We start from the raw sequence: 25,817 nt of genomic DNA, 5'->3' as shown, positions 1-25,817 counted from the left end.
ACTTTAGTGGCTCAGCGCAATCCCAGATCCTGAACAAAAGGGACGAAATCAGGGCGTAATACAAGGGTGATAGAGGCGGGTTCCCGGCCTCGGCCGATCGAGTGTGCTCACAGCCCGAGGAGCCAGCGTCCGCCGCCGATCAGCGAACAGAGCGACACGGCGTGGAAGAGGAAGAGCCAGATCGCGGCCGGCGCGTGCGTCAGCCTGGCGAGCTGGTCGGCGTCGGAGTCGGGGGTGCCGCCGTACCTGCGCTTGGACTGCAGCTCGAACGCCGGGCGCACACCTCCGAGCAGCAGGAACCAGACCACGGTGTACGCGAAGGCCGACTGGACGTCGGCCGAGGTCAGCCAGGACACCAGCAGGAAGGTCGTACCCGTGAGGATGACCGTCAGCGCGCCGTACAGATTGCGGATCATCACCAGCATCACCGCCAGCAGCGCCGTCGCCAGCCACAGCAGCAGCGTGATCCGGCCGTCGGCCAGCAGCCAGGCACCGCCGAGGCCGAGCAGCGGTGGCGCCGTGTAGCCGGCCGCCGCGGTGAGGATCATGCCGATGCCGGTGGGCTTGCCGCGGCTGACGGTGAGGCCACTGGTGTCCGAGTGCAGCCGGATGCCGGACAGCCGGCGCCCGGTGAGCAGGGCCACCAGGCCGTGCCCTCCCTCGTGCGCGATGGTGATCGCGTTGCGTGAGAGCCGCCATATGAGGTTCGGGACCACCGCGACGAGCGCCGCCGTGGCCGTGACGACCACCAGCCACTGCTCGGGCGCTGGCTGGGTTCCGAAGACGCGATCCCACAGATCGCCGAGGTCGGTGCTGTCCATGGTGCGGGCGGCTCCTTGAGGTGATCGAGGGCAATCGGCATCCACTCGACTGGCGGGTCGTGGCAGTCTGGCACTTATGTGCGGACGGTATGCAGCGAGCCGACGGCCGGAAGATCTGGCCGGGCTCTTCGGCGTGGAGAAGTGGGAACCCACCGAGACCTTGGAGCCCGACTGGAACGTCGCGCCGACCAAGGAGGTCTACGCGGTTCTGGACCGTCCTGTGAAGGACGCGGACGATCAGCGTCCGGTTCGCCAGCTGCGCACCCTGAAATGGGGACTCGTGCCGTCCTGGTCGAAGTCGCCGGAAGGCGGCGCCCGCATGATCAACGCGCGTGCGGAGACGGTCCACGAGAAGCCGTCCTTCCGCCGACCCTTCGTGTCGCGGCGCTGCATCCTGCCCGCCGACGGCTACTACGAGTGGGTCACGGGCACCGACGAACGCCGGCTGGAGGAGAAGGTCGGGAAGAAGCGGCCCCGTAAGCAGCCGTACTTCGTGACCCCCGCAGACGGCTCCGTCTTCGCCATGGCGGGCCTGTACGAGTTCTGGCGCGACCGGACACTTCCCGACGACCACCCGGGGGCCTGGTGGGTGACCTGCTCGGTGATCACCACCGAGGCCGAGACGGCCCCGCTCGCCGTCGCCCCCGCCGAGGGACCCGCGTCGCTCTCCGACATCCACCCCCGGATGCCGCTGATGCTGACCCCGGACCGCTGGGACGACTGGCTCGACCCCTCGCACACCGGCGTCGAGGAGCTGAAGGCGCTGCTGGAGCCGCCGCCCGGCGGACTGATGCGTGCCTATCCGGTGGCCACCGCCGTCAGCAACGTCCGCAACAACGGCCCGGAACTCCTGGAGGAGCTGGCCGCGCCGGAGGAGAGCACGCTCTTCTGACCCGGCAGGATGGGTGCTGTGAGCCGTACTACAGCGACAGAGCGGAAGACCGAGAGCGTCGGCACGGACGCCGGAGAGGCCAGGATCACCTGGCTCCCCGCGAAGAGGGCCCGTCTGGTGCTCGCCGTCGGCCACGGCGCCGGAGGCGGCATCGAGGCCCGCGACCTCCAGGCCCTGGCCGCCGTGCTGCCGGACCGCCGGGTGACCGTGGCGCTGGTCGAGCAGCCCTGGCGGGTGGCCGGGAAGAAGCTGGCACCCGGCCCCCGGACCCTGGACACCGGCTGGCGGGGCGTGTGGCCGGCCCTGACGGCCCCGGGGCTGCCCGTCGTCTCCGGGGGACGCAGCGCCGGAGCCCGGGTGGCCTGCCGCACGGCGGCGGAGCTCGGCGCCCGCGCGGTCCTCGCCCTGAGCTTCCCCCTGCACCCTCCGGGCAAGCCGGAGAAGTCCCGCGCGGACGAGCTGCTCGGCGCCGGCGTCCCCACCCTCGTGGTGCAGGGCGGCCGTGACCCCTTCGGGAGGCCGGAGGAATTCCCACCGGGGCAGCACGCGCTCGTCGAGGTGCCGTACGCGGACCATGGCTTCGCCGTGCCGAAGAAGGCGCCGCTGACCCAGGATCAGGCGATGGACGACCTCGCCGGCGCCGTGGCCGAGTGGCTCGGCGGACTCTCCTGACGTTGTTCCCCTCACACTCCCGGCGCGCGCCCCTCACCCCGGGAATGCGCCGTGCGAGGCGGCTGTTGTGGCTGGTGTCGGTACAGGAACGTCGTACGTGGAGAGGGAGTCCGTCGCATGGGTTCGACCATCTGCCCGAGCCGCTCGAACGCCGCAGAGCTGGAGTGGACGGTGCTTCACGCGGCCAGGAGCACTCCGGCGCGCGCCCCGGGCGGAACCGATCGACAGCCCGCGCAGGAGCAAGGTCGACTATTCTCCGATGCGAGCGGGTCCGGTTTCGGCTCCGCCACATCGTTGGAGGAGGTGGGTCCGGTCACTGGGACCGACACAGGGACCGACGACGGCCGTGCGCAGGAGACGACCGCCGAGCGCAACGCGCGCTTCGAGCGGGACGCCCTCGGATATCTGGACCAGATGTACTCGGCCGCCCTGCGCATGACGCGCAACCCGGCGGACGCCGAGGACCTGGTGCAGGAGACGTACGCGAAGGCCTACGGCTCCTTCCACCAGTTCCGTGAGGGCACGAACCTCAAGGCGTGGATGTACCGCATTCTCACCAACACCTTCATCAACTCGTACCGCAAGAAGCAGCGTGAACCCCAGCGGAGCGCCGCCGAGGAGATCGAGGACTGGCAGCTGGCGCGTGCGGAGTCGCACATGTCGACCGGTCTGCGCTCGGCGGAGTCCCAGGCGCTCGACCACCTGCCGGACTCCGACGTGAAGTCCGCGCTGCAGTCGATCCCCGAGGAGTTCCGCATCGCCGTGTATCTCGCCGATGTAGAGGGCTTTGCCTACAAGGAGATCGCGGACATCATGGGGACACCCATCGGTACGGTGATGTCCCGGCTGCACCGGGGACGCCGTCAGCTGCGCGGCATGCTGGAGGACTACGCGCGTGAGCGCGGGCTCGTCCCGGCCGGAGCCGGTGAGTCGGACGACAGGAAAGGCTCGGCCTCATGAGCTGCGGAGAGCCGCACGAGACGGACTGCTCAGAGGTTCTCGATCATCTCTACGAGTTCCTCGACCATGAGATGCCCGAGGGCGACTGCACCAAATTCGAGGTTCACTTCGAGGAGTGCTCCCCGTGCCTGGAGAAGTACGGCCTGGAGCAGGCCGTGAAGAAGCTGGTCAAGCGCTGCTGCGGCCAGGACGACGTCCCGGCCGACCTGCGCTCGAAGGTGATGGGACGGATCGACCTGATCCGTTCCGGGCACGCCGTGCCCGAGCAGGACGTGTCCGTGGGCGCCGACCGACCGGCCACCGCCGAGTGACGGCTCTCCACCGGTGCGCCGCCCGCTGAACCCACCCGGTCGTGTCACCCGAACGTGCTAACCGGGCCCGTTCGGGCCCCGGTCAACCCCCAACTCGCTAGCCTGGCGCCTCCATTGACCAGGCTGGGGGCGGGTGGTTCGGGTGAGGGGCACACCGGGGGCGGCACGCGCCCACATCCTGTGCGCGGCGGTCGGCGCCGCGCTCTGCGCGCTTCCCGCGCTGTCCCCGGAGGCCGCCACGCCCTGGGAGACGCTCGCACTCCTCGCCGCGCTCTACCTGGCCTGTGAACTTCCGGGCCGCTGCCCCTCCTTCCGCGGCTCCGTACCGATCGGTGCCGGATCGTTCTTTCCCCTGCTGCTCGCCGCGGCCTTCCTGCTGCCACCGTCCGCCGCCGCGCTCGTCGCCGTCCCCGGCGCGCTCGCGGGCCGGGTGGAGCGCCCGCCCGCCGCGGCCCGCCGCGTCTGGCGGGCCGCACAGCTCGCGCTGACCGTGGGGGCGGCCTCGTGGGCGTACGCGTTCCTGGGCGGCCCCGCCACGCTCGGCGGTGCCCTGGGGGGCGCCGCGCCCGATCTCCCGTACGCCCTCCTCCCGGCCTGCGCGGCGGCTCTCGTCTTCAGTCTGGTTCTGGCCGCGCTGGACGGCTCCATCCTCGTCACGGCCGAGCGCGTGGCCGTCAGGCACGCCTGGCGCGGACTGCCGGCCCGCTCCCTGGGGCCGCACCTGGTGCACGCCCTCGCCGGGCTGATGATGGCCGTCCTGTGGCACAGCTCCTACGGCCCGCTGTCCGCGCTGGTCGTCCTGCTGCCGATGTACATCTCCTGCTGGGTCTTCGCGCAGTACCACCGCCAGCACGCCGCTCACCGCGCCACCATCAGGGCGCTCGTCCAGGCCGTCGACATCAAGGACGGCTACACCCGGGGACACAGCGAGCGGGTCGGCCGCGCCTCCGAGCTGATCGCCCGCGAACTGGGCATGGACGAGGACCGGATGGAAGCGCTCCGCTTCGCCGGCATCCTCCACGACGTCGGCAAGCTCGGCGTCCCCACCCGGGTCCTGCGCAAGGACGGGCCGCTCACCCCCCAGGAGCGCCGCGTCATCGAGCTGCACCCGGAGTACGGCCACGAGATCGTCCGGGGCATCGGTTTCCTGGACGAGGCGCGCGCCGCGATCCTGCACCACCACGAGCGGCTCGACGGCAGCGGCTATCCGTACGGCCTCGCCGGTGACCGGATCCCGGAGTTCGCCCGGGTCGTCGCCGTCGCCGACGCCTTCGACGCGATGACCTCGACCCGCTCCTACCGGCGCGGGCGGCCCGTCCCCGTGGCCGTGGAGGAGCTGAGACGCTGCGCGGGGAGCCAGTTCGACCCGCGCATGGTCGGGGCGCTGGCGCGTGCCCTGGAGCGCCACGGCTGGTCGGCGGCGGCCAACACGGTCACCTCGGAGGAGGAGCCGGCCGGGCTGCCGCGGCAGCGGACGGGGGCGCTGCCGCCCGCGGCGGATTCGACGGACCGGCCCGGGCGGCCCCGGTGAACCCGCTCCACCCGTCGCCGGCCGTCCTCGGGGTCCGAGGCGCCGCCCTGGTCCTCGCCGCCGTCGCGCTCGGGCACACCCTGTGGAACGGCGTGGTCGAGCCGGGCCACGCCCTCGCCTTCGGAGTCCTCGTCACCGTCGGTGAGCTGGCCCGCTGGGGCGCCCTGCCCGGCGAGCGGGAGCCCGCGCCGCTGGGAGCGGCCGGTGCGCTGGCGTACGCCCTGCTCGGGCGCAGCGCGGGACAGGAGACGGCGCACGGCGTGCTCCAGGTGATCACCGTCGTCGTGGCGGCGCAGCTGCTCGCCTCCGTGCCCCACCTGGCGCGGGGCAGCGGCCCGGGACCCGACCAGGCGGCCCGCCGCGTGCTGGCCGTGGCCTTCGCCGCCGTGTGCTTCCAGCCGCTGCAGCACGCGGGCCTGTCGGAGCGCTGGTTCGGCGAGGGGCCCTACTTCGCGCTCTTCCTGCTCGTCCTGCTGGTGCTCACCGCCCTCTGCGACGCCGTCCTCGCGGCTCTCACGGCCGGGACCTCCCGTCCGTACGGGCCGCAGCTCCGCGACGAACTCCGCGCGCTCAGCGGTATCGGTTCCGCGGTCTGCGCGACCGGTGCCGTGATGGCGCTCGGGGTCGCCGTCGCGGGGCTGTGGGCGCTGCCCGTCCTGTGCGTACCGCTGCTGCTCACCCAGGTCTCGTTCCGCCGGTACGCCGCCGTCCGCACGACGTACCGGCAGACCATCGCGTCGCTGGCCCGGTCCACGGAGATCGCGGGCTACACCCCGCACGGGCACGCCCGCAGGGTGGCCGGGCTCTCGACGGCCGTCGGGCGGGAGCTGGGGCTCACCGGCCCCGAGCTGACCGTGCTGGAGTACGCGGCGCTGATGCACGACATCGGGCAGCTCTCGCTGGTCGACCCGGTGGAGGACGGGGCGACGGCCGTCCTCCCGGCAGCCGAGCAGCGCAGGATCGCGCTGCTCGGAGGGGCGGTGGTCCGCCAGACCGGGGTGGACCCCGCGGTCGCCGTGGTGGTGGAGCAGCAGGCGGATCCGTACCGGGAACAGCAGACCTCCGCGAGGATCGTCCGTGCGGTCAACGCGTACGACGACCTGTGCGGGGAAGGCGTCAAGGGGTCCCTGCGCGCGCTGGAGCAGCTCAGGCTCGGCACCGGCCGCGACTACCAGCCACAGGTGGTGGAAGCACTGGCGCGAGTCCTGGCGCGGGGCGGCCCGGCCCCTGCGGGGGCGGGGTAACCCACGGGTAATGAGCGAGCGTCCGGCCGGGCATGGTTGGATGCGAAGAGAGCGGAAAACGAGGGTGTCCAGTCGGGACAGGCGGGAATCGTGAGGATCTTCGGGAAGGTACGGCATCGGCCGTCCGCCTCTTGGCGGCAGGCCACGGACCGCGCGTTCACGCTGATCGGCGACGGCCGGTACGAGGACGCGGGGGCGCTGCTGACGCGCGCGGCGGACCTGGAGCCCTGGCTCTCGGAGTCCTGGTTCAACCTGGCGCTGCTGCACAAGTTCCGGCACGACTGGGAGCAGGCCCGGGCCGCGGGCCTGCGGGCCGTCGCCCTGCTCGACCGGGAGTCCGGGGCCCCGGACTGGTGGAACGTCGGGATCGCGGCCACCGCGCTGCAGGACTGGCCGCTGGCGCGCCGGGCCTGGCAGGCCTACGGGCTGCGGGTGCCGGGCAGCGGCCAGCACAACGCGGCGGCCAACAGCGAACCCACGGGCATGGAGCTGGGCAGTGCCGCCGTGCGGCTCTCGCCCGAGGGCGAGGCCGAGGTCGTCTGGGGCCGCAGACTGGACCCGGCACGGCTGGAGGTGCTGTCGATCCCGCTGCCGTCCTCGGGGCGGCGCTGGGGCGAGGTCGTCCTGCACGACGGGGTGCCGAACGGCGAGCGGATCACGGCGGCCGGGCCGTCGTACCCGGTCTTCGACGAGATCGAGCTGTGGGCGCCCTCACCCGTCCCCACCTGGGTGGTCCTCCTGGAGGCCGCCACCGAGGCCGACCGCGACGCGCTGGAGAAGCTCGCCTCGGACGCCGGATTCGCCGCGGAGGACTGGTCGTCCTCCGTGCGGCTGCTCTGCCGCGCGTGTTCGGAGAGCCCGATGGAGAGCGACGAGGGTGACGGCGAACACCTGGACCCGCACGACCACAGTGAGCCGGGACACCCCGGGCCCCTCGGCCACCGTACGGCCGGTGACCTGTGGGTGCCGGAGCGTGAGTGCGGCATAGCGGCCCCGGCCGGGCTGGTGCGCGGTCTGCTGGACGGCTGGGTGGCGGACAGCCCGGACAGCCGCGAGTGGCGGGATCTGGAAGAAGTCTGCTGATACGTGCCCGTAGGCTGTACGGGCACCGATTGCGGTGCGGGTACTCACGGGTCACAGGGTTGCAGGAAGGCGAACGGCGGACATGTCGCAGCAGGAGACGGACGAGCAGACCGGTGTGGACGACGAGGGATTCCTCGTGGACACCGAGGACTGCGAGGCGCGCGAGGCGGCGCACCGGGAGCGCGGCACCTCCCGCCCCATCACGGTGGTCGGCAACCCGGTTCTGCACAAGGAGTGCGCCGACGTCACGGAGTTCGACGACGAGCTGGCGCGGCTGATCGACGACATGTTCGCCAGCCAGCGGACCGCGCAGGGCGTGGGTTTGGCGGCGAACCAGATCGGCGTGGACCGCAAGGTCTTCGTCTACGACTGCCCGGACGACGACGGGGTCCGCCACGTCGGCGCGATCTGCAACCCGGTGCTGGAGGACCTGGCCCCGGAGCTGCGCCACCTCGACGACTCCGGCGAGGGCTGCCTCTCCGTGCCCACGGCGTACGCCGCGCTCGCGCGTCCCGACTACGCGGTCGTGCGCGGTCAGGACGCCCAGGGCAACGCGGTGAAGGTCCGGGGCAGCGGCTACTTCGCGCGCTGCCTCCAGCACGAGACGGACCACCTGTACGGCTACCTCTACATCGACCGTCTCTCGAAGCGGGACCGCAAGGCGGCGCTGAAGGAGATGGCCGAGGGCACCCCGCGCTACGAGGTCGTCCCGAACGACTGACCCCCCTTCGCTGTTCGGAGAGGGCCCCGCCTGCGGCGGGGCCCTCTCCGTGTCCGGGGGTACGAACGAGGGCGGCTTGGTCAACCACGGTTCACCCCGGCGTAGTTGACGCGCGTCGACCCTTCCGCCAGGCTCGTCCCACGCCACGCCCACGCCTCACCGTGCAGGGAGACCCCCATGCTCAGACGTACCGCACATCTGCTGCTCGGCCTTGTCATGACCATGGCCTTCGCCATCGGCGGCGCCGTCGTCACCGCGGGCACCGCGCAGGCCGACGGCTGTTTCACCTGGACCCGCACCCTGTCGTCCGGCGCCACCGGCAACGACGTCACGCAGCTCCAGATCCGGGTGGCCGGCTATCCGGGATACAACTCCGTGCTCGCCATCGACGGCTCCTACGGCCCCGCCACCCAGGCCGCGGTCCAGCGCTTCCAGTCCGCGTACGGCCTCGCCGCCGACGGCGTCGCCGGGCCGGCCACGCAGGCCAAGCTCTACGCGCTCCAGGACGACGACTGCACCCCCGTCAACTTCACCTATCCCGAGCTGAACACGTGCAACAGCACCTGGGCGGGCGGTGCGGTCGCGGCGGGTACGGCCAAGGCCAACGCCCTGAGCAGCATGTGGAAGCTCCAGGCCCTGCGGCACGCGCTGGGCGACCAGCCCCTCCGGGTCACCAGCGGCTTCCGTTCCACGTCCTGCAACGCGGCCGTCGGCGGGGCCACGAACAGCCGCCATCTCTACGGTGACGCCGTCGACCTCGGTGCCGGGCCGCACTCCCTCTGCACCATCGCCAAGCAGGCCCGCAACCACGGCTTCCGGGGGATCCTCGGCCCGGGCTACGCAGGCCACGGCGACCACATCCACGTCAACCAGGGACCGAACCGCTTCTGGTCCGCCTCGCAGTGCGGCATCTGAGCGCACGCGCGCGGTGACCGCACCTCGTGCGGCGAGCCCCGTCCGGGACACGTGTCCCGGACGGGGCTCCGTCGTGACAGGCGGGCACGGACGTCAGGCGGCTTCCCGGATCATGGACGGGCCGCGGAAGGTGCGGCGGTAGGCGTTCGGAGTCGTGCCCAGTGAGCGGACGAACTGGTGACGCAACGCCGCCGCGGTCACGAATCCGGTCTGTCCCGCGATCGTGTCCATGGTCTCGTCCGAGGTCTCCAGCAGGTGCTGTGCCAGCAGCACGCGCTGCCGGAGCAGCCAGCGGTACGGCGTGGTGCCGGTCTCCTGCTGGAAGCGGCGGGCGAAGGTCCGGGGCGACATGTGACTCCGGTCGGCCAGCTGTTCGACGGTCATCTCCTGGTCGAGGTGGCTCTCCATCCAGGCGAGGGTGCCCCCGACCGTGTCGCACCGGGTGCGGGGCAGCGGACGCTTGATGTACTGCGCCTGGCCGCCGTCCCGGTGCGGGGGGACCACCATGCGGCGGGCCACGGCGTTCGCCACGGCCGGCCCGTGTGCCTGGCGGACCAGGTGCAGGGCGGCGTCGATGCCCGCGGCCGTGCCCGCCGACGTGATGACCGGCCCCGCGTCCACGTACAGTACGTCCGGTTCCACGCTCGCCTTCGGGAAGCGGCGGGCCAGCTCGTCGGCGTGCCGCCAGTGGGTGGTGCAGCGGCGGCCGTCCAGGAGCCCGGCCGCTCCGAGGACGTACGCCCCGGAGCAGACGCTCAGCACCCGTGCCCCTCGCTCCACGGCTCGGCGCAGGGCGTCCAGGACCTCCTCGGGGTAGGCCCGCTCCACGAAGTGGGTCCCCGCCGGAACGGCGATCAGGTCGGCTTCCTCCAGGCGGTCGAGACCGTAAGGGGTGCTGATGGAGAAGCCGGCGTGGGTCCGGAGGACCGGGCCCTCGGCCGAAACGACCGCGAAGTCATGGACGGGCAGCCCCTCGTCCGACCGGTCGAGCCCGAACACCTCACAGAGGACGCCGAGTTCGAAGGGGTTGACCTCGTCGAGCACCAGAGCGGCGACATTGTTCAGCATGCCGCCAGTGTGGCAGTAATTCGATGCAGCGTGACAGTCCTGCCACTGCCGGAATCCGTCCGCTCCGACGACAGTGGAGCCATGAACACATTCCTGAGCTACCTGGCCGTAGTCGTACTTTTCGCCCTCGTCCTGCTGCCCGCCCTCGTCGGTCTCGCGCGGGAGCGCCGGATCGACCGCGAACTGCGTGAGGCGGAACGACGGAGGGGGGAGCGGCCGCCGGCGACGGCGGGCGCCGCGCAGCCGCTCACGGCCACGCGGCGCCCGTACGTCAGGTCCTGGGCGCGGATCTAGAAGTCGTCGTCGAAGCCGACGGACCCCTCCACCGCCACCTGGTACGCGGAGGGGCGCCGCTCGAAGAAGTTCGTCAGCTCCTGCACCCCCTGGAGCTCCATGAACGAGAACGGGTTCTCGGAACCGTAGAGCGCGGGGAAGCCGAGCCGGGTGAGCCGCTGATCGGCGACGCACTCCAGGTACTGGCGCATCGACTCGGTGTTCATCCCCGGCAGGCCATCGCCGCACAGGTCGCGGCCGAACTGGAGCTCCGCCTCGACCGCCTCCCGCAGCATGTCCGTGACCTGCTGCTGGAGCGCGTCGTCGAAGAGGTCCGGCTCCTCCTTGCGGACGGTGTCGACGACCTCGAAGGCGAAGTTCATGTGCATCGTCTCGTCACGGAACACCCAGTTGGTGCCCGTGGCGAGACCGTGCAGCAGACCGCGCGAGCGGAACCAGTAGACGTACGCGAAGGCGCCGTAGAAGAACAGCCCCTCGATGCACGCGGCGAAGCAGATCAGGTTGAGCAGGAAGCGCCGGCGGTCCGCCTTCGACTCCAGCCGCTCGATCTTCTCGACCGAGTCCATCCACCGGAAGCAGAACTGCGCCTTCTCGCGGATCGAGGGGATCTCCTCGACCGCGTCGAAGGCCGCCGCACGGTCCTGAGGGTCGGGCAGATAGGTGTCGAGCAGCGTCAGATAGAACTGGACGTGCACGGCCTCCTCGAACAGCTGACGCGACAGGTAGAGCCGCGCCTCGGGGGAGTTGATGTGCTTGTAGAGCGTCAGCACCAGGTTGTTGGAGACGATCGAGTCACCCGTCGCGAAGAACGCGACCAGCCGTCCGATCATGTGCTGCTCACCGGGTGAGAGCTTGGCGAGGTCGGCGACGTCGGAGTGCAGGTCGACCTCCTCCACGTGCCAGGTGTTCTTGATCGCGTCCCGGTAGCGCTCGTAGAAGTCCGGGTAGCGCATGGGACGCAGGGTCAGTTCGAAGCCCGGGTCCAGCAGGTTCTTGTTCTCGGATGTCGTCATTACTGGCAGGCCTCGCAGGACTCGGGGTTCTCCAGGGAACAGGCGATCGCGTCCGCGTCGGGCGCGGGCGCCTGCTCGGGGATCGGGGCGGCGGACGCCGCTCGGGCGATCCGGGTCGCCGGGCGCGACCGCAGGTAGTACGTCGTCTTCAGCCCCTGCTTCCAGGCGTACGCGTACATCGAGGAGAGCTTGCCGATCGTCGGCGTCTCCAGGAACAGGTTGAGCGACTGGCTCTGGTCGAGGAACGGCGTGCGGGCAGCCGCCATGTCGATCAGGCCGCGCTGCGGGATCTCCCACGCCGTGCGGTACAGCGCACGCACGTCCTCGGGGATCCAGCCGAAGCCCTGCACGGAGCCGCTCGCCTCGCGCAGCGCCTCACGGGTCCGCGCGTCCCAGACGCCGAGTCTCTTCAGCTCGTCGACCAGGTAGGCGTTGACCTGGAGGAACTCCCCGCTGAGGGTCTCGCGCTTGAAGAGGTTGGAGACCTGCGGTTCGACGCACTCGTACACCCCGGCGATCGAGGCGATGGTCGCCGTCGGCGCGATGGCGAGCAGCAGCGAGTTGCGCATGCCCGTCTTCGCGATCCGGGCGCGCAGCGCGTCCCAGCGCTCCGGCCAGTGCAGCTCGGTGTCGTAGTGGTCCGGGTGCAGTACGCCGCGCGCCGCGCGGGTCTCGGACCAGGCGGGCAGCGGGCCGGACTTCTCCGCGAGGTCGCAGGAGGCCTCGTAGGCGGCCAGCATGATCCGCTCGGAGATCCTCGTGGACAGCGCGCGGGCCTCGGGGGAGTCGAAGGGGAGGCGCAGCTGGAAGAAGACGTCCTGGAGGCCCATCGCGCCCAGGCCCACCGGACGCCAGCGGGCGTTGGAGCGGCCGGCCCGTTCGGTCGGGTAGAAGTTGATGTCGACGACCCGGTCCAGGAAGGTCACGGCGGTCCGCACGGTGGTGTCCAGCCGCTCCCAGTCGATGGAGCCGTCCACCACGAAAGCGCCCAGGTTGACCGAACCCAGGTTGCAGACGGCCGTCTCGCCGTCGTCGGTGACTTCGAGGATCTCCGTGCACAGGTTCGAGGAGTGCACGACCCGGCCCGGCTCGGCGGTCTGGTTCGCCGTGCGGTTCGAGGCGTCCTTGAACGTCATCCAGCCCTGCCCGGTCTGGGCGAGGGTCCGCATCATCCTTCCGTACAGCTCACGCGCCGGCAGGGTCTTGCGGGCCAGCCCCTTGGCCTCGGCGGCCCGGTAGGCGGCGTCGAACGCGTCGCCCCACAGGTCGACCAGCTCGGGGGTGTCCGCCGGTGAGAACAGTGACCAGTCGGTGTCCGCGTCGACGCGGCGCATGAACTCGTCCGGGATCCAGTGCGCCAGGTTGAGGTTGTGCGTACGCCGCTGGTCCTCGCCGGTGTTGTCGCGCAGCTCGAGGAACTCCTCGATGTCCGCGTGCCAGGTCTCCAGGTAGACGGCGGCGGCGCCCTTGCGGCGGCCGCCCTGGTTCACCGCGGCGACCGAGGCGTCGAGCGTCTTCAGGAACGGCACGATGCCGTTGGAGTGTCCGTTCGTGCCGCGGATGAGCGAACCCCGGGCGCGGATACGGGAGTACGAGAGCCCGATGCCGCCCGCGTGCTTGGAGAGACGCGCCACCTGGTGGTAGCGGTCGTAGATCGAGTCCAGCTCGTCCAGCGGCGAGTCCAGCAGGTAGCAGGAGGACATCTGCGGGTGGCGGGTTCCGGAGTTGAAGAGGGTGGGGGAGGAGGGCAGGTAGTCGAGCCGGTTCATCAGGCCGTAGAGCGCGGCCACTTCCTCCAGAGCCCGCTCGGAGGTGTCCTCGGCCAGCCCGGCGGCGACGCGCAGCATGAAGTGCTGCGGGGTCTCGACCACATCGCGGGTGAGCGGATGGCGCAGCAGGTACCGGCTGTGCAGCGTCCGCAGCCCGAAGTAGCCGAAGCGGTCGTCGGCGCCTTCGGCGAGCGCCCGCTCGACCAGCGCGTCGAGGGCGGCGGCGTGCCGCGTGACGAACCCGGCCGTACGGTCCGCGATCAGGCCCTCGCGATGCCCCACGGCGACCGACGCGGAGAAGGAGACGGCGCCCTGGCCGGCGGCCTCGTCCGCGATGGTCCGGGTGAGGAGCCGGGCGGCGAGCCGGGAGTAGGCGGGGTCCTCGGAGATCAGGCCGGCGGCGGCCTCGGTGGCCAGCGAGCGCAGTTCGGCCTCGTCCGACCGGGCGTTGCGGCCACGCAGCGCGGCGGCGGCCACCCGTCCGGGGTCGGTGTCGGGCAGATCGGCGGTGAGACCGGTCAGGGTCCGCAGCAGTGCGGTCCCGGGCGCGTCGGTCGTGCGGCCTTCGGGTTCCGTGGCTGAAACCGGGTCGGCTGGCGCGATGGTCACTGGGGCTATCCCTCGCTCGGCTCAGGGCCTGCGGGAGCGGGGCAGCCGGGGGCACACGGCGCCCGGGAAAGGGCAGCACGGCGCGCGGCGTCCACCGGCCCTCCGCGGGGCCCGGACGTATCGGCGCCCGGATCGGTCGAGCCGGGCGCACTGTCGGCAGGTCTTCGGACTTCGGGGTGCGGATGAGCACACCGATCACACCGTTGCGGGACAGTTCCGGATTCTCACCGGATTCCCCTGCGGCGACAGCGAGGTCGAGCATACATGTGGGGGGTGCCGATTGAAGAAGCCACCACATCTTGTGTCGTGAAGGGTCAGAGCTCCAGGCGGAACGTCAGGAGCGAGAGCTCCGGCAGGGGACACCAGTCCCGCTCGGGAGTCCGTACGAAGCCGAGGCGGCGGTATATCCGGTGGGCGCCCAGCATGGCTGACTGCGTCGACAGGACGATCCCGGTGAGCCCTCCCGCAGCCCGCGCCCGCTCGATACAGGCACGTACGAGCGCCTCACCCGCACCCCGCCCACGGGCCTCCGGCGAGACGGCCAGCATCCGGAACTCGGCCTCGTCCTCCCCGGCGATGTCCGCCCACGGGCTCCCCGGCGCGACGTAGGTGACACCGCCCAGCAGCCTGCCGTCGGCGTCCAGCGCGACCAGCACCTCGGCCTCGGCGGCCCGCCGCCCGACCGCGCGGAGCTGATCCAGGTAGGGGTCGTCGGCGCCGAAGTCCAGGAGCCCGTCGCCCACATAGGCGTGCGCGGTGATCTCGCCCAGCTCCTCGAACTGAGCGGGCAGCGCCGGCCTGATCGAAACGTCCATGGGCGGCAGTCTGCCCCAGACGCCGGGTGCGGCGCGCCCCCGTTTCCGCAGGCCTCGGGCACCGGTCCTGAGACGACTCCGTCCCGGCAGGGAGGACCCTGCCGGGACGGACGTCCTGCTCCGGAGTGACCGCTGTGGGGTCAGTGGCCGCCCGGGGCGCCCGCCGTGGCCGGCGGGAGCTCGACCTTGACGCCGGGGTCGCCCGCGTCCGCCGTGTAGTCCGACGGGGAGGTCTCGTCCACACCGGCCGGCGCCTTCACCGCGTTGAGGACGACGGTCAGCACGAGCACGACGACGAGGTTCAGGACGAACGCGGTGAGACCGATGTAACCGATCTCGCCGATGCCCGGGATCTCCTTCGAGGACCCGCCGAAGTGCTTCTGGGTCGGGCTGGCGACGCCGTACGCGGCCGCCGTGCCGTAGATCATGCCGACCGCCCAGCCCGCGATCAGGGCCCAGCGGTGGAACCACCGGGTGAAGAGCCCGCCCACCAGGGCCGGCATCGTCTGGAGGATCCAGATGCCGCCCAGCAGCTGGAAGTTGATCGCGACCGTCTTGTCCATGGTGAGGACGAAGGCGAGCGCGCCGACCTTGACCAGCAGCGAGACCAGCTTGGAGACCTTGGTCTCCTGGGCCGGGGTCGCGTCCGGCTTCAGGAAGTCCTTGTAGATGTTGCGGGTGAAGAGGTTCGCCGCGGCGATCGACATGATCGCGGCGGGCACCAGGGCGCCGATACCGATCGCGGCGAAGGCCACGCCCGCGAACCAGTCCGGGAACATGTTTTCGAAGAGCTGCGGAATGGCGAGCTGGCCGTTGTCGACCTTGATCCCGGCCGCGATCGCCATGAATCCGAGCAGCGCCAGAAGGCCCAGCATCAGCGAATACAGCGGCAGGATCGTGGTGTTGCGCCGGATCACCTCACGGCTGCGGCTGGAGAGCGTCGCCGTGATCGAGTGCGGGTACATGAAGAGCGCCAGCGCCGAGCCCAGGGCCAGGGTGGCGTAAACCCACTGGCCGGAGACGCCGGGTGCGAGCCCGGCCACCGGTTTGCCGGCCGCCTCGTTCGCGGCGGAGAACTTCTCGCCGGCGGCGGCGAAGATGTTGTCGAACCCGCCCAGCTTGATCGGGATGTAGATGATCGCCACCGCGATGACCAGGTAGATCAGCCCGTCCTTGACGAACGCGATCAGCGCCGGCGCGCGCAGCCCCGAGGAGTAGGTGTACGCGGCGAGGACGGCGAACGCGATGAGCAGCGGCAGGTCCTTGATGAACCAGTGCGTGTTCTCGCCGCCGCCGACGCCCATGACGTCCAGGACGGCCTGGATGCCGACCAACTGGAGCGCGATGTACGGCATCGTGGCGAGGATGCCGGTGACGGCGACCGCCAGCGAGAGACCCTTCGAGCCGAAGCGGCCACGGACGAAGTCCGAGGTGGTGACGTAGCCGTGCTTGTGCGACACCGACCACAGGCGCGGCAGGAAGGTGAAGATCAGCGGATAGACGAGGATCGTGTAGGGGACGGCGAAGAAGCCGGCCGCGCCCGCCGCGTAGACCGCCGCGGGCACCGCGACGAAGGTGTACGCCGTGTAGAGGTCTCCGCCGAGCAGGAACCAGGTGACCCAGGTGCCGAACGACCGCCCGCCCAGGCCCCATTCGTCGAGGGTGGCCTCGTTCTCGGCCTTGCGCCAGCGCGCGGCCATGAACCCGATGACCGTGACGGCCAGGAAGAAGAAGATGAACACGGCGAGTGCGACGCCGTTCACGCCGTCCCCGGCGGCCGCGATGTTGTTCGAGCCGTCCATCACGCTGACGCACCCCCCTTGCGGGCGCGCTGGTCACGCTGCCACAGCTTGTAAGCGATCATGGTGAGAGCGGTCGAGATGAGCACCCACAGCATCTGGTACCAGTAGAAGAACGGGATGCCGATGAAGGTCGGATCGACCTTCGCGTACGACCCGACCCAGAGCATCGCCACGAACGGGGCGATCAGGCAGAGCCCGATGACCACCCTCATGGGTGTCACTGTCGGTGCTGTCGGTGGGTTCGCATCGTTTTCTTCTGGCATGTGGCGACTCCGTCCCCTCGCTGATCACCTGGTGTAATGCGCAGGAAATCTAAGCGAGCGCCCCGTCCACCGTCACCCCCCGTCCGCATTGCGGTCGTGCAACGGTCCGGTGTCGCCCGAAATGCCTGATCCCCCCGCGCACGCGGGGGGATCAGGCATTCCGGGACCCTGACGGTGCTCAGTCCGTGGGACGCTTCAGACGGGCTACGAACTTGTACCGGTCGCCCCGGTACACGGAGCGCACCCACTCCACCGGTTCGCCCCCTCCGTCGATCGAATGCCGGGACAGCATGAGCATCGGGAGGCCGACGTCCGTGCCGAGCAGTCCCGCCTCGCGCGGGGTGGCGAGCGAGGTCTCGATGGTCTCCTCGGCCTCGGCGAGCCGGACGTCGTACACCTCGGCCAGCGCGGTGTAGAGCGAGGTGTACTTCACCAGTGAACGGCGCAGCGCGGGGAAGCGCTTGGCCGAGAGGTGAGTGGTCTCGATGGCCATCGGTTCACCGCTGGCCAGCCGGAGCCGCTCGATCCGCAGCACCCGGCCGCCCGTCGTGATGTCCAGCAGCCCGGCGAGCGTGTCGTCCGCCGTGACGTAGCCGATGTCCAGCAGCTGCGAGGTGGGCTCCAGCCCCTGGGCGCGCATGTCCTCGGTGTACGAGGTGAGTTGCAGGGCCTGGGAGACCTTCGGCTTCGCGACGAAGGTGCCCTTGCCCTGGATGCGCTCCAGCCGGCCCTCGACCACCAGCTCCTGGAGGGCCTGGCGCACCGTGGTGCGCGAGGTGTCGAACTCCGCCGCCAGGGTCCGTTCGGGCGGCACCGGAGTGCCCGGCGGCATGGTGTCCGTCATGTCGAGGAGATGGCGCTTGAGCCGGTAGTACTTCGGGACGCGTGCCGTGCGCGCTCCCGCACCGGCCTCGTTCGTCACTCTGCCCCCGTCGGCACCCATGGCCCGCCTTCCCGACTGCTGCGTTGCTGCCGTCACCGGCTCCTCCGTCTGTCGCGGCTCACATGGTGGCACGGTCCGGTCACGGGTCGTCGCCCTCCCTCAGGTGTCGGTCCGATAACGGACGCGAGTGCACTTCTTATACACCCTTGACACCCCTAAAGGTCTAGGCCAAGCTCCCGGTACTGGTCTAAACCATTAAAGACCAGGTCCCAGACCCACAGGTAGCGCCAGGCGTACGTCTTCGCGGTGGGCGGGGGGTTGCTGGTATCCCTGAGGAGGGTGTGGCATGAAGCGCAAGCTCATAGCGGCAGTAGGCGTCGCAGCGATGATGACCGGAATCGCGGCGTGTGGTGGGGACAGCGGCGACAACGCTTCGAAGGACCCTGAGGACCGTACCGAGAACCTGACGGTCTGGCTCATGGTCGACGCGCAGAGCACCTGGCCGGAACTGGTCAAGGACGTCAACGCGCAGTTCAAGAAGAAGTACCCCAAGGTCAAGGTCGACGTCCAGTACCAGCAGTGGGCGGACAAGGCCAAGAAGCTCGACACCGCGCTCGGTGGTGACAAGTTCCCGGACGTCGTCGAGCTCGGCAACACCGAGACGATGCAGTACATCCTCAACGGCGCGCTGGCCGAGATCGACCCCAAGAAGTACGACAACTCGGACACCTGGATCAAGGGTCTGAAGGACACCTGCACCTTCGAGGGCAAGCAGTTCTGCGTGCCCTACTACGCGGGCGCCCGTGTCGCGGTCTACAACAAGGACATGCTCAAGAAGGGCACCGGCAGCGACGCCCTCCCGCAGACCGAGGACGAGATGCTCGCCGCACTCGACAAGGTCTCCGCCGAGTACAACAAGAAGGACAAGCGCTTCTCGTCCCTCTACCTGCCGGGCCGTTACTGGTACGCGGCAATGTCCTACGTCGCGGCCTACGGCGGCTCCATCGCCGAGTACGACGAGGGCGCGAAGGAGTGGAAGGGCAACCTCTCCTCGCCCGAGTCCCAGAAGGGCATCGAGCACTTCGTCAACCTGGTCAAGAAGTACAACAAGGCCGACCAGACCAAGGACGAGCAGGACCACGCCAACGTCATGGCCAACGAGAAGGCGGCCCTGATCTACGGCAACGGCTGGGAGGCCGGCTCCGTCGTCGACGGCGCCAACAACGGCAACCCGAAGCTCGAGGGCAAGATCGGCACGGCCGGCATGCCCGGCCCGAACGGCAAGGCCCTCCCGTCCTTCATCGGCGGTTCGGACCTCGCGGTGACCGCCAAGTCCAAGGTCACCGACCTCAGCGAGGAGTGGATCTCGCTCTTCACCAGCGAGAAGTCGCAGGAAGTGCTCGCCGCCAAGAACATCCTCCCGAACAACGAGAAGCAGCTCGAGCCGCTGAAGTCCAAGCCGGAGACCGCCGCCGTCGCCAACGCGGTGCCGGACGCCTGGTTCACGCCGATCGCGCCGGGCTGGACCTCCATCGAGAAGGAGGAGGTCCTGGAGAACATGCTGCTGGAGATCCTCAAGGGCACCTCGGTGGCCGACGCGGCCAAGAAGGCCGACGACAAGGTCAACGAGCTGATCAACAAGTAGTCCCGGGGCCTACGGCTCTCCAGGCGGGGGTCCGGCGAACACCGGGCCCCCGCCCCTCTTTCGCAGGTAGAACGCCGTGATTCCCGGGTGCAGATCCCCGGAATCCCGATGGAAGGTCAGTCACGTGACTGCTGCCGACACCAAGGCCGCCGGTCCACCGGTCCCCGTACCGAGTGTCCCGGAGAAGACCGGGATCTCACCCTCCGAGCAGGAAACCGCCGGGCCGCGCCCGAAGAAGCGGCGGAAGAAGGGGGAACTCCTCCCCTATCTCCTGATCCTGCCGGCGATCCTGGCGATCGCCGCCGTCTACGTCTACCCGCTGGTCAAGACCGTGATCATGTCCTTCCAGGACCTGGGACGGGCGGCTCTCTGGGGCAACGCCGAGGCACCGTGGGTCGGCTTCGAGCAGTTCACCAACATCCTCGGCGACCCGGAGTTCTGGTCGGTCGTCGGAAGAACCGTCGTCTTCATGACCGTCTGCGTCGTGCTGACCATGGGCCTCGGCCTGCTCATCGCCCTGATGATGCTGAGGCTCTCCACCTGGGTGCGGCTCGTCCTCACGGTGGCACTGATCGCCGCCTGGTCCATGCCGCTCATGGTCGCCGCGTCGGTCTTCCGCTGGCTCTCCGACTCCGACTACGGGCTGATCAACACGCTGCTCGCCGACATCACGGGCAACGAGGACCGGTGGCTCGGCCACAACTGGTTCCTCGACCCCTTGCAGGGCTTCGGCATCATCACGCTCCTGGTCGTCTGGGGCGCCATCCCGTTCGTCGTGATCACGATGTACGCGGCCCTCACCCAGGTCCCCAAGGAGCTGGAGGAGGCGGCCGCCCTCGACGGAGCCACCGCGTTCGGCGTCTACCGCTACGTGACCTGGCCCGTCATCAAGCCCGTCTTCACCATGGTCGCCACGCTCTCGGTCATCTGGGACTTCAACGTGTTCGGTCAGATCTGGCTGCTGCGCGGCAACAAGCCCGAGCCCGAGTACGAGACCCTCGGTCTCTACTCCTTCTCCAAGGCGTTCGAGTCCACCTCCTTCAGCCAGGGCAGCGCGATCGCACTGATCACCGTCCTGATGCTCTCCGGTGTCGCCGTGTACTACCTGCGCCAGCTGATCAAGACGGGAGAGGTCGAATGAGCGCCTCCACGAACACGCCGGCCCAGGTCCTGCGGCCCGACCGTAAGAAGAACCGCCTCGGCTACAACATCCTGGCGCTGGTCACGGCCGGGGTCATGGCCTTCCCGGTCTACTGGCTGATCGTCAGCTCGCTGCGCCCCAACCACGAGATCCGGTCCTACGACCAGACCCTGTGGCCGTCCTCCCTCACCTTCGACAACTTCGCGCGTGCGGTGAAGCAGGACAACTTCTCCACAGCCATCCAGTCGAGCCTCATCGTCTCGATCACGGCCGTCGTCGGCGGCATGATCATCGCGACCCTCGCGGCGCTCGCCATCGGACGCTTCCGCTTCTTCGGGCGGAAGGCGCTGATGATGGTCATGATCCTGGTCCAGATGCTGCCCCCGACCGCGATGCTGATCCCGATCTACCTCCAGCTCAACGCGATGGGAGGCATCGACGAGTACTGGGGACTCATCGTCGTCTACCTGGTCTCCACGCTGCCCTTCGCGACGATCATGATCCGCGGATTCGTGATCAACATCCCGGTGGAGCTCGAGGAGTCCGCGATGGTGGACGGCTGCACCCGCATGCAGGCCTTCCGCCGGGTCATCTTCCCGCTGCTGGCGCCGGGGCTCGCCGCCGCCTCCATCTTCGCGCTGGTCAACGCGTGGAACGAGTACCTCTTCGCGTACATCCTGATCAACGACAACTCCAAGTACACGCTCAACGTCTGGCTGATGACCTTCACGACGGAGCGCGGAACGGACTACGGCGCGCTGATGGCGGCCTCCACGCTCATCTCCATCCCGGTCGTCATCTTCTTCATGATCATCCAGGGGAAGATGGCTACGGGGCTCACCTCAGGCGCCGTGAAGGGATAACGCAGCCCCATGACCACCCTCGTATCCACCATGGACACCGTCACCCGCGACGCACTCGCCGTGCTCCAGCCCGGCTTCACCGGGACGACCGCCCCGGACTGGCTCCTGCGCAGGGTCGGTGAAGGCCTGGCCTCCGTCGGACTGTTCGGCCGGAACATCCACTCGCCCGAGCAGCTCTCCGCGCTCACCGCCCGGCTGCGTGCCGAGCGGGACGACGTGCTCGTCGCGATCGACGAGGAGGGCGGCGACGTCACCCGGCTGGAGGTCCGCAACGGCTCCTCCTTCCCCGGCAACCTCGCTCTCGGCTCCGTCGACGACATTGACCTCACCAGGGCCGTCGCCCGGGAGCTCGGCCGACGGCTTGCCGAGTGCGGGGTCAACCTCAACTGGGCGCCGTCCGCCGACGTCAACTCCAATCCGGACAACCCGGTCATCGGCGTACGCTCCTTCGGCGCGGGCACCGGGCTCGTCGCCCGGCACACCGCCGCGTACGTCGAGGGCCTCCAGTCCGCCGGTGTCGCCGCGTGCACCAAGCACTTCCCCGGCCACGGCGACACGGCGGTCGACTCGCACCACTCGCTGCCCCGCATCGATGTGGACCTGGACACCCTGCACGCCCGTGAGCTGGTGCCTTTCCGGGCGGCCATCGCAGCGGGTTCCAAATCAGTGATGAGCGCGCATATCCTGCTCCCCGCACTCGACCCGACACGGCCCGCGACTCTGAGCCCTCAGATCCTCACCGGTCTGCTGCGCGACGAACTGGGCTACGACGGGCTGATCGTCACCGACGGCATGGAGATGGACGCCATCGCCGGCACGTACGGCATCGAGCGCGGATCCGTCCTCGCCATCGCGGCGGGCGCCGACGCCATCTGCGTCGGCGGCGGGCTGGCCGACGAGGACACCGTGCTGCGGCTGCGCGACGCGCTGGTGACAGCGGTGCGGACCGGTGAACTGCCCGAGGAGCGGCTGGCCGACGCGGCCGCACGTGTACGGGCCCTCGCGTCCTGGACGCAGGGGGCCAGGGGGGCTGCCTCGGAGCCGGGCGCGGACATGCAGGAGGGGACCGCGCCCGGCCCCGGAGCCGGCATCGGACTGGTCGCGGCCCGGCGAGCCGTGACGGTCACGGGCACCGCCGAGCCGCTGCGCGAGCCGGCCTACGTCGCGGCCTTCACCCCGGTCGCCAACATCGCGGTCGGCGACGAGACCCCGTGGGGCGTCGCGGCCGAGCTGGCCCGGATCCTGCCCGGCACGGAGACGGACACCTACAGCACCACGAGCGCCTCGCCGGCCGCCGAGGTGCTGAGGGCGGCGGGGGAGCGGCGCATCGTGGCCGTCGTCCGCGACGTCCACCGGCACGCCTGGATGCGCGAGGCGCTGGACGCCGTGCTGGCCACCCGTCCCGACACGTTCGTGGTCGAGATGGGCCTGCCCTACGCGCCGCCCCGAGGCGCCCTGCACATCGCCACGCACGGCGCGGCGCGGGTCTGCGGGGTCGCGGCCGCGGAGGCGCTCACGGGCTCCTGAGCGTGGAGTGACGCGTGAGGGCCGGACCACCGTCACAGGTGGTCCGGCCCTCACGCGTACGGGGCCCTACAGGCCCTGCCACCGCGGCTTCGCCGCGTAGGTGGCGCGGAAGTAGTCCGCCAGCTTCAGCTTGGACGCCGCTGCCTCGTCGACCACCACCGTGGCGTGCCGGTGCAGCTGGAGCGCCGAGGCCGGCACGACCGAGGCCACCGGGCCCTCCACCGTCCTGGCGACCGCGTCGGCCTTGCCCTCGCCGGTCGCGAGCAGGATCGGGTGGCGTGACTCCAGGATCGTGCCGATGCCCTGGGTGATGACGTGGCGGGGCACCTGCTCGATGTCGTCGTCGAAGAAGCGCGCGTTGTCGATCCGCGTCTGCTCGGTCAGCGTCTTGATGCGGGTCCGGGAGGCGAGCGAGGAGCACGGCTCGTTGAAGCCGATGTGCCCGTCGGTGCCGATGCCCAGCAGTTGGAGGTCGACGCCGCCGGCCTCGGCGAGCGCCTTGTCGTACTCCTCGCAGGCCGCCTGGACGTCCTCGGCGGTGCCGTCCGGGCCCATGAAGGACTTCTCGGACAGGCCGAGCGGTTCGACGACCTCGCGCAGCACGACCGAGCGGTACGACTCGGGGTGGCCCGCGGGCAGACCGACGTACTCGTCGAGCTGGCAGATGCGGGCGCGCGAGGCGTCCACGGCGCCGGAGCGGACCTTCGCGGCCAGGGCCTTGTAGATGGGCAGCGGGGTCGAGCCGGTGGCCACGCCGAGCAGGGCGTCGGGCTTGCTGCTCAGCAGGGACGCGATGGCCTCCGCGATCAGTTCGCCGCCTGCTGTGGCGTCCGGGACGATGACAACTTCCACGCTGTGCCTGCCGATCTGGAGAGTGGCATGTGGTATAGACCAATTGTGAGGCCAATCTAGCAGAACGGCGCGGCCGTGAGGTGAACCGTCCGCCTGTGGGCCATCGGTTGTCGCCCTGTCGGCGGACCGTCCCGGCCGCGCGGAGTGCCGGGGGACAGTCGCGGGCCGAGGGGCCCCGGAAACACCCGCGGGCCGCGGCGCCAGGACGGGACCCTCAGCCCGTCCGGCACCGCAGCCCGGAGCTGCCTGGCCGGCGGTGTGCGGTGCCTCCGGCCACTGGAGGCACCGGCGCAGTCAGGGCAGAGAGCGCCGGTTACCTCGATCCGCTCTCCTGTGCGGGGAGAGCGGAGGTCTGTCTCGCAGGGGGACGTCCTGACCGTGGTCACCCCTACGTGGTGCATTGTGGACTAGACCAATAGACCCTGTCCATCCGTATGCACGGACGATCTCCCGCCCGCGCACCCGTCCTCACAGTGTCACGCATCCGGGGACCGAACGGTTCGGAACCTCTTCGTCTGCACGGGTACGCTCGCCATGTGCCCTCCATGAACGACCTCGTCCGCCAGCACACAGCCCTGAGTGACACCGACCTCGAGTGGCTCCATCTGCTGGTCTCGGAGTGGCAGCTGCTCTCCGACCTGTCCTTCGCCGACCTCGTCCTGTGGGTGCCCACCCGCGACGGGACCCGCTATGTGTCCGTCGCGCAGATGCGGCCCAACACCGGCCCCACCTCCTACCAGGACGACATGGTCGGCCACCTCGTGCCGCGCGGCCGCAGGCCGCTGCTCGACGCCGCCCTGGACGAAGGCCGCATCGTGCGCGAGGGGGATCCGGAGTGGCGGGAGGAAGTGCCCGTCCGGGTCGAGTCGATCCCCGTACGGAGAGAGGGCCGGGTCCTCGGGGTCATCGCCCGCAACACCAACCTGCTCACCGTGCGCACGCCGTCGAGGCTGGAGCTCACCTACCTCCAGTCGGCATCCGACCTGGCCCAGATGATCGCCGCCGGCTCCTTCCCGTTCCCCGGTCAGCAGGTCGACATGGACGCGTCGCCGCGCGTCGGCGACGGGCTGATCCGGCTGGACGCCGACGGTGTCGTGCAGTACGCCAGCCCCAACGGCCTCTCCGCCTACCACCGGCTCGGTCTGGCCTCGGACCTCGTCGGTCACAACCTCGGCGCGACCACCGCCGAACTCGCCCCGTCGCGTGGCCCGGTGGACGAGGCCCTCGTCAAGGTGGCGAGCGGTTACGCGCCCCGGGAGTTCGAGGTCGAGGGCGCCGGCGGAGTCATCCAGCTGCGCGCGATCCCGCTCAAGCCCAAGGGGGTGCGGATCGGTTCGCTGGTGCTCCTCCGTGACGTCACGGAACTGCGGCGCCGCGAGCGGGAATTGATCACCAAGGACGCCACCATCCGGGAGATCCACCACCGGGTGAAGAACAACCTCCAGACCGTGGCCGCCCTGTTGCGGCTCCAGGCGCGCCGGATGGACTCCGAGCGGGGCCGGGAGGCGCTCAACGAGGCGGTGCGGCGCGTCGGTTCGATCGCCATCGTCCATGAGACGCTGTCCCAGAATCTGGACGAGCGGGTCGAGTTCGACGAGATCGCCGACCGGGTGATCGCGATGGTCGCGGAGATCTCACCCGGAAAGGTCACCTGTCGGCGCACGGGCCGTTTCGGGATCCTCGACGCGGAAGTGGCCACTCCGCTCTCGATGGTGCTGACCGAGGTGCTGCAGAACGCCCTGGAGCACGCGTTCACCGTGGCCGAGCAAGGCACGGTGGAGGTGTCCGCGGTGCGTGGCGGTTCACCGGCCGAGGGCCGGCTGCTGATCACCGTGACGGATGACGGGCGCGGGCTGCCCGAGGGGTTCGACCCGCAGCGGGCCGGCAACCTGGGACTCCAGATCGTGCGGACCCTGGTGGAGGGCGAGCTGGGCGGCACCTTCGGCATGGTCCCGGCCCCGGTGCGCGGTACGCAGGTGGTGCTCGACATCCCCGTACAGAGCGACAAGTAGCGCGGCTTACGGACGACACGTAGCGCGTCGGCGACGGCCACCGCACAGCAGTGGGCCCGGACCGTTGTAACGGTCCGGGCCCACTGCGTGGTGCTCACGGTGCGATGCGCT

Annotated in this window: 24 protein-coding genes and 1 riboswitch; of the genes, 15 read left to right on the top strand and 9 right to left on the bottom strand. The window is 70.2% G+C overall.

The window, feature by feature from the left end; genetic code table 11:
* Window positions 1–107: 107 nt before the first annotated feature.
* On the bottom strand, window positions 108–821 hold the full coding sequence (locus ACZ32T_RS19610) for a M50 family metallopeptidase (RefSeq protein ID WP_467272401.1): 714 nt from the start codon (window positions 819–821) through the stop codon (window positions 108–110).
* Between the two features lie 76 nt (window positions 822–897).
* Between ACZ32T_RS19610 and ACZ32T_RS19605 the strand changes: the two genes are divergently transcribed.
* From ACZ32T_RS19605 to ACZ32T_RS19565, 9 genes are all read left to right on the top strand, one after another.
* Window positions 898–1,713, top strand: coding sequence for an SOS response-associated peptidase (locus tag ACZ32T_RS19605; protein ID WP_467272399.1), 816 nt, complete (start codon window positions 898–900; stop codon window positions 1,711–1,713).
* 18 nt (window positions 1,714–1,731) lie between these two features.
* Window positions 1,732–2,385, top strand: a complete 654-nt coding sequence (locus ACZ32T_RS19600) for an alpha/beta hydrolase family protein (RefSeq protein WP_467367970.1) — start codon at window positions 1,732–1,734, stop codon at window positions 2,383–2,385.
* A gap of 303 nt (window positions 2,386–2,688) precedes the next feature.
* Window positions 2,689–3,345 (top strand): sigma-70 family RNA polymerase sigma factor, encoded by a 657-nt coding sequence (locus ACZ32T_RS19595; RefSeq protein WP_033298180.1) that lies wholly within the window; start codon window positions 2,689–2,691, stop codon window positions 3,343–3,345.
* The gene (gene rsrA / locus ACZ32T_RS19590) at window positions 3,342–3,656 is read left to right on the top strand and encodes a mycothiol system anti-sigma-R factor (RefSeq protein WP_393763422.1); all 315 of its coding nucleotides are present in this window, start codon (window positions 3,342–3,344) and stop codon (window positions 3,654–3,656) included. Before ACZ32T_RS19595 ends, rsrA begins: the two co-directional genes overlap by 4 nt.
* 142 nt (window positions 3,657–3,798) lie before the next feature.
* On the top strand, window positions 3,799–5,187 hold the full coding sequence (locus ACZ32T_RS19585; RefSeq protein ID WP_467367968.1) for an HD-GYP domain-containing protein: 1,389 nt from the start codon (window positions 3,799–3,801) through the stop codon (window positions 5,185–5,187).
* The gene (locus ACZ32T_RS19580) at window positions 5,184–6,431 is read left to right on the top strand and encodes an HD-GYP domain-containing protein (protein WP_467272392.1); all 1,248 of its coding nucleotides are present in this window, start codon (window positions 5,184–5,186) and stop codon (window positions 6,429–6,431) included. The genes ACZ32T_RS19585 and ACZ32T_RS19580 overlap by 4 nt, the downstream gene beginning before the upstream one ends.
* Window positions 6,432–6,521: 90 nt before the next feature.
* The gene (locus ACZ32T_RS19575) at window positions 6,522–7,514 is read left to right on the top strand and encodes a tetratricopeptide repeat protein (protein WP_467272390.1); all 993 of its coding nucleotides are present in this window, start codon (window positions 6,522–6,524) and stop codon (window positions 7,512–7,514) included.
* 82 nt (window positions 7,515–7,596) lie between these two features.
* Window positions 7,597–8,235: a peptide deformylase gene (gene def, locus ACZ32T_RS19570; RefSeq protein WP_467367966.1), complete on the top strand. Its 639-nt coding sequence runs from the start codon at window positions 7,597–7,599 to the stop codon at window positions 8,233–8,235.
* A 177-nt stretch (window positions 8,236–8,412) separates the two neighbouring features.
* Window positions 8,413–9,150: a D-Ala-D-Ala carboxypeptidase family metallohydrolase gene (locus ACZ32T_RS19565; protein WP_467272388.1), complete on the top strand. Its 738-nt coding sequence runs from the start codon at window positions 8,413–8,415 to the stop codon at window positions 9,148–9,150.
* Between the two features lie 93 nt (window positions 9,151–9,243).
* Here ACZ32T_RS19565 and ACZ32T_RS19560 read toward each other — a convergent pair whose 3' ends face one another.
* The gene (locus tag ACZ32T_RS19560; protein ID WP_467272386.1) at window positions 9,244–10,218 is read right to left on the bottom strand and encodes a GlxA family transcriptional regulator; all 975 of its coding nucleotides are present in this window, start codon (window positions 10,216–10,218) and stop codon (window positions 9,244–9,246) included.
* 81 nt (window positions 10,219–10,299) lie between these two features.
* Here ACZ32T_RS19560 and ACZ32T_RS19555 point away from each other — a divergent pair, with 81 nt between their 5' ends.
* Complete coding sequence (locus ACZ32T_RS19555) at window positions 10,300–10,512, top strand: hypothetical protein (protein WP_467367964.1); 213 nt, start codon at window positions 10,300–10,302, stop codon at window positions 10,510–10,512.
* Here ACZ32T_RS19555 and ACZ32T_RS19550 read toward each other — a convergent pair.
* From ACZ32T_RS19550 to ACZ32T_RS19525, 6 genes are all read right to left on the bottom strand, one after another.
* Window positions 10,509–11,525: a ribonucleotide-diphosphate reductase subunit beta gene (locus ACZ32T_RS19550; RefSeq protein ID WP_467272382.1), complete on the bottom strand. Its 1,017-nt coding sequence runs from the start codon at window positions 11,523–11,525 to the stop codon at window positions 10,509–10,511. The two genes, ACZ32T_RS19555 and ACZ32T_RS19550, sit on opposite strands and share 4 nt — an antisense overlap.
* Window positions 11,525–13,903, bottom strand: coding sequence for a ribonucleoside-diphosphate reductase subunit alpha (locus ACZ32T_RS19545; protein WP_467367962.1), 2,379 nt, complete (start codon window positions 13,901–13,903; stop codon window positions 11,525–11,527). The genes ACZ32T_RS19550 and ACZ32T_RS19545 overlap by 1 nt, the downstream gene beginning before the upstream one ends.
* A gap of 138 nt (window positions 13,904–14,041) precedes the next feature.
* Window positions 14,042–14,165, bottom strand: a riboswitch (cobalamin riboswitch).
* 52 nt (window positions 14,166–14,217) lie between these two features.
* On the bottom strand, window positions 14,218–14,718 hold the full coding sequence (locus ACZ32T_RS19540) for a GNAT family N-acetyltransferase (protein WP_467367960.1): 501 nt from the start codon (window positions 14,716–14,718) through the stop codon (window positions 14,218–14,220).
* A gap of 140 nt (window positions 14,719–14,858) precedes the next feature.
* On the bottom strand, window positions 14,859–16,520 hold the full coding sequence (mctP, locus tag ACZ32T_RS19535) for a monocarboxylate uptake permease MctP (protein WP_467272376.1): 1,662 nt from the start codon (window positions 16,518–16,520) through the stop codon (window positions 14,859–14,861).
* Complete coding sequence (locus ACZ32T_RS19530; protein WP_161198845.1) at window positions 16,520–16,732, bottom strand: DUF3311 domain-containing protein; 213 nt, start codon at window positions 16,730–16,732, stop codon at window positions 16,520–16,522. Before ACZ32T_RS19530 ends, mctP begins: the two co-directional genes overlap by 1 nt.
* 229 nt (window positions 16,733–16,961) lie before the next feature.
* Window positions 16,962–17,726: a GntR family transcriptional regulator gene (locus ACZ32T_RS19525; RefSeq protein WP_467272517.1), complete on the bottom strand. Its 765-nt coding sequence runs from the start codon at window positions 17,724–17,726 to the stop codon at window positions 16,962–16,964.
* A gap of 286 nt (window positions 17,727–18,012) precedes the next feature.
* On the opposite strand from ACZ32T_RS19525, the gene ACZ32T_RS19520 reads away from it, so the two are divergent.
* The 4 genes from ACZ32T_RS19520 to ACZ32T_RS19505 all read left to right on the top strand — a co-directional run bounded on the left by ACZ32T_RS19520 (window position 18,013) and on the right by ACZ32T_RS19505 (window position 22,842).
* Window positions 18,013–19,311: a sugar ABC transporter substrate-binding protein gene (locus ACZ32T_RS19520; RefSeq protein WP_467272371.1), complete on the top strand. Its 1,299-nt coding sequence runs from the start codon at window positions 18,013–18,015 to the stop codon at window positions 19,309–19,311.
* A gap of 124 nt (window positions 19,312–19,435) precedes the next feature.
* Window positions 19,436–20,452, top strand: a complete 1,017-nt coding sequence (locus ACZ32T_RS19515; RefSeq protein WP_467272367.1) for a carbohydrate ABC transporter permease — start codon at window positions 19,436–19,438, stop codon at window positions 20,450–20,452.
* A complete protein-coding gene (locus ACZ32T_RS19510) occupies window positions 20,449–21,315 on the top strand; it encodes a carbohydrate ABC transporter permease (RefSeq protein ID WP_467272364.1) in 867 nt (288 codons plus the stop codon). Before ACZ32T_RS19515 ends, ACZ32T_RS19510 begins: the two co-directional genes overlap by 4 nt.
* Window positions 21,316–21,324: 9 nt before the next feature.
* Window positions 21,325–22,842: a glycoside hydrolase family 3 protein gene (locus ACZ32T_RS19505; RefSeq protein ID WP_467367959.1), complete on the top strand. Its 1,518-nt coding sequence runs from the start codon at window positions 21,325–21,327 to the stop codon at window positions 22,840–22,842.
* 66 nt (window positions 22,843–22,908) lie between these two features.
* On the opposite strand, the gene nagB is transcribed toward ACZ32T_RS19505, so the two are convergent.
* Window positions 22,909–23,694 (bottom strand): glucosamine-6-phosphate deaminase, encoded by a 786-nt coding sequence (gene nagB / locus ACZ32T_RS19500; protein ID WP_467272360.1) that lies wholly within the window; start codon window positions 23,692–23,694, stop codon window positions 22,909–22,911.
* 545 nt (window positions 23,695–24,239) lie between these two features.
* On the opposite strand from nagB, the gene ACZ32T_RS19495 reads away from it, so the two are divergent.
* Entirely contained in the window at window positions 24,240–25,706 is a 1,467-nt protein-coding gene (locus tag ACZ32T_RS19495) for a sensor histidine kinase (RefSeq protein WP_467272515.1), read from the top strand.
* The last annotated feature ends 111 nt before the right edge of the window (window positions 25,707–25,817 follow it).

It is taken from the genome of Streptomyces sp. NPDC023573, from assembly GCF_055559735.1.
Note: the sequence above shows the minus strand (reverse complement) of the source record. Positions and strands in the feature narration are given on the sequence as shown.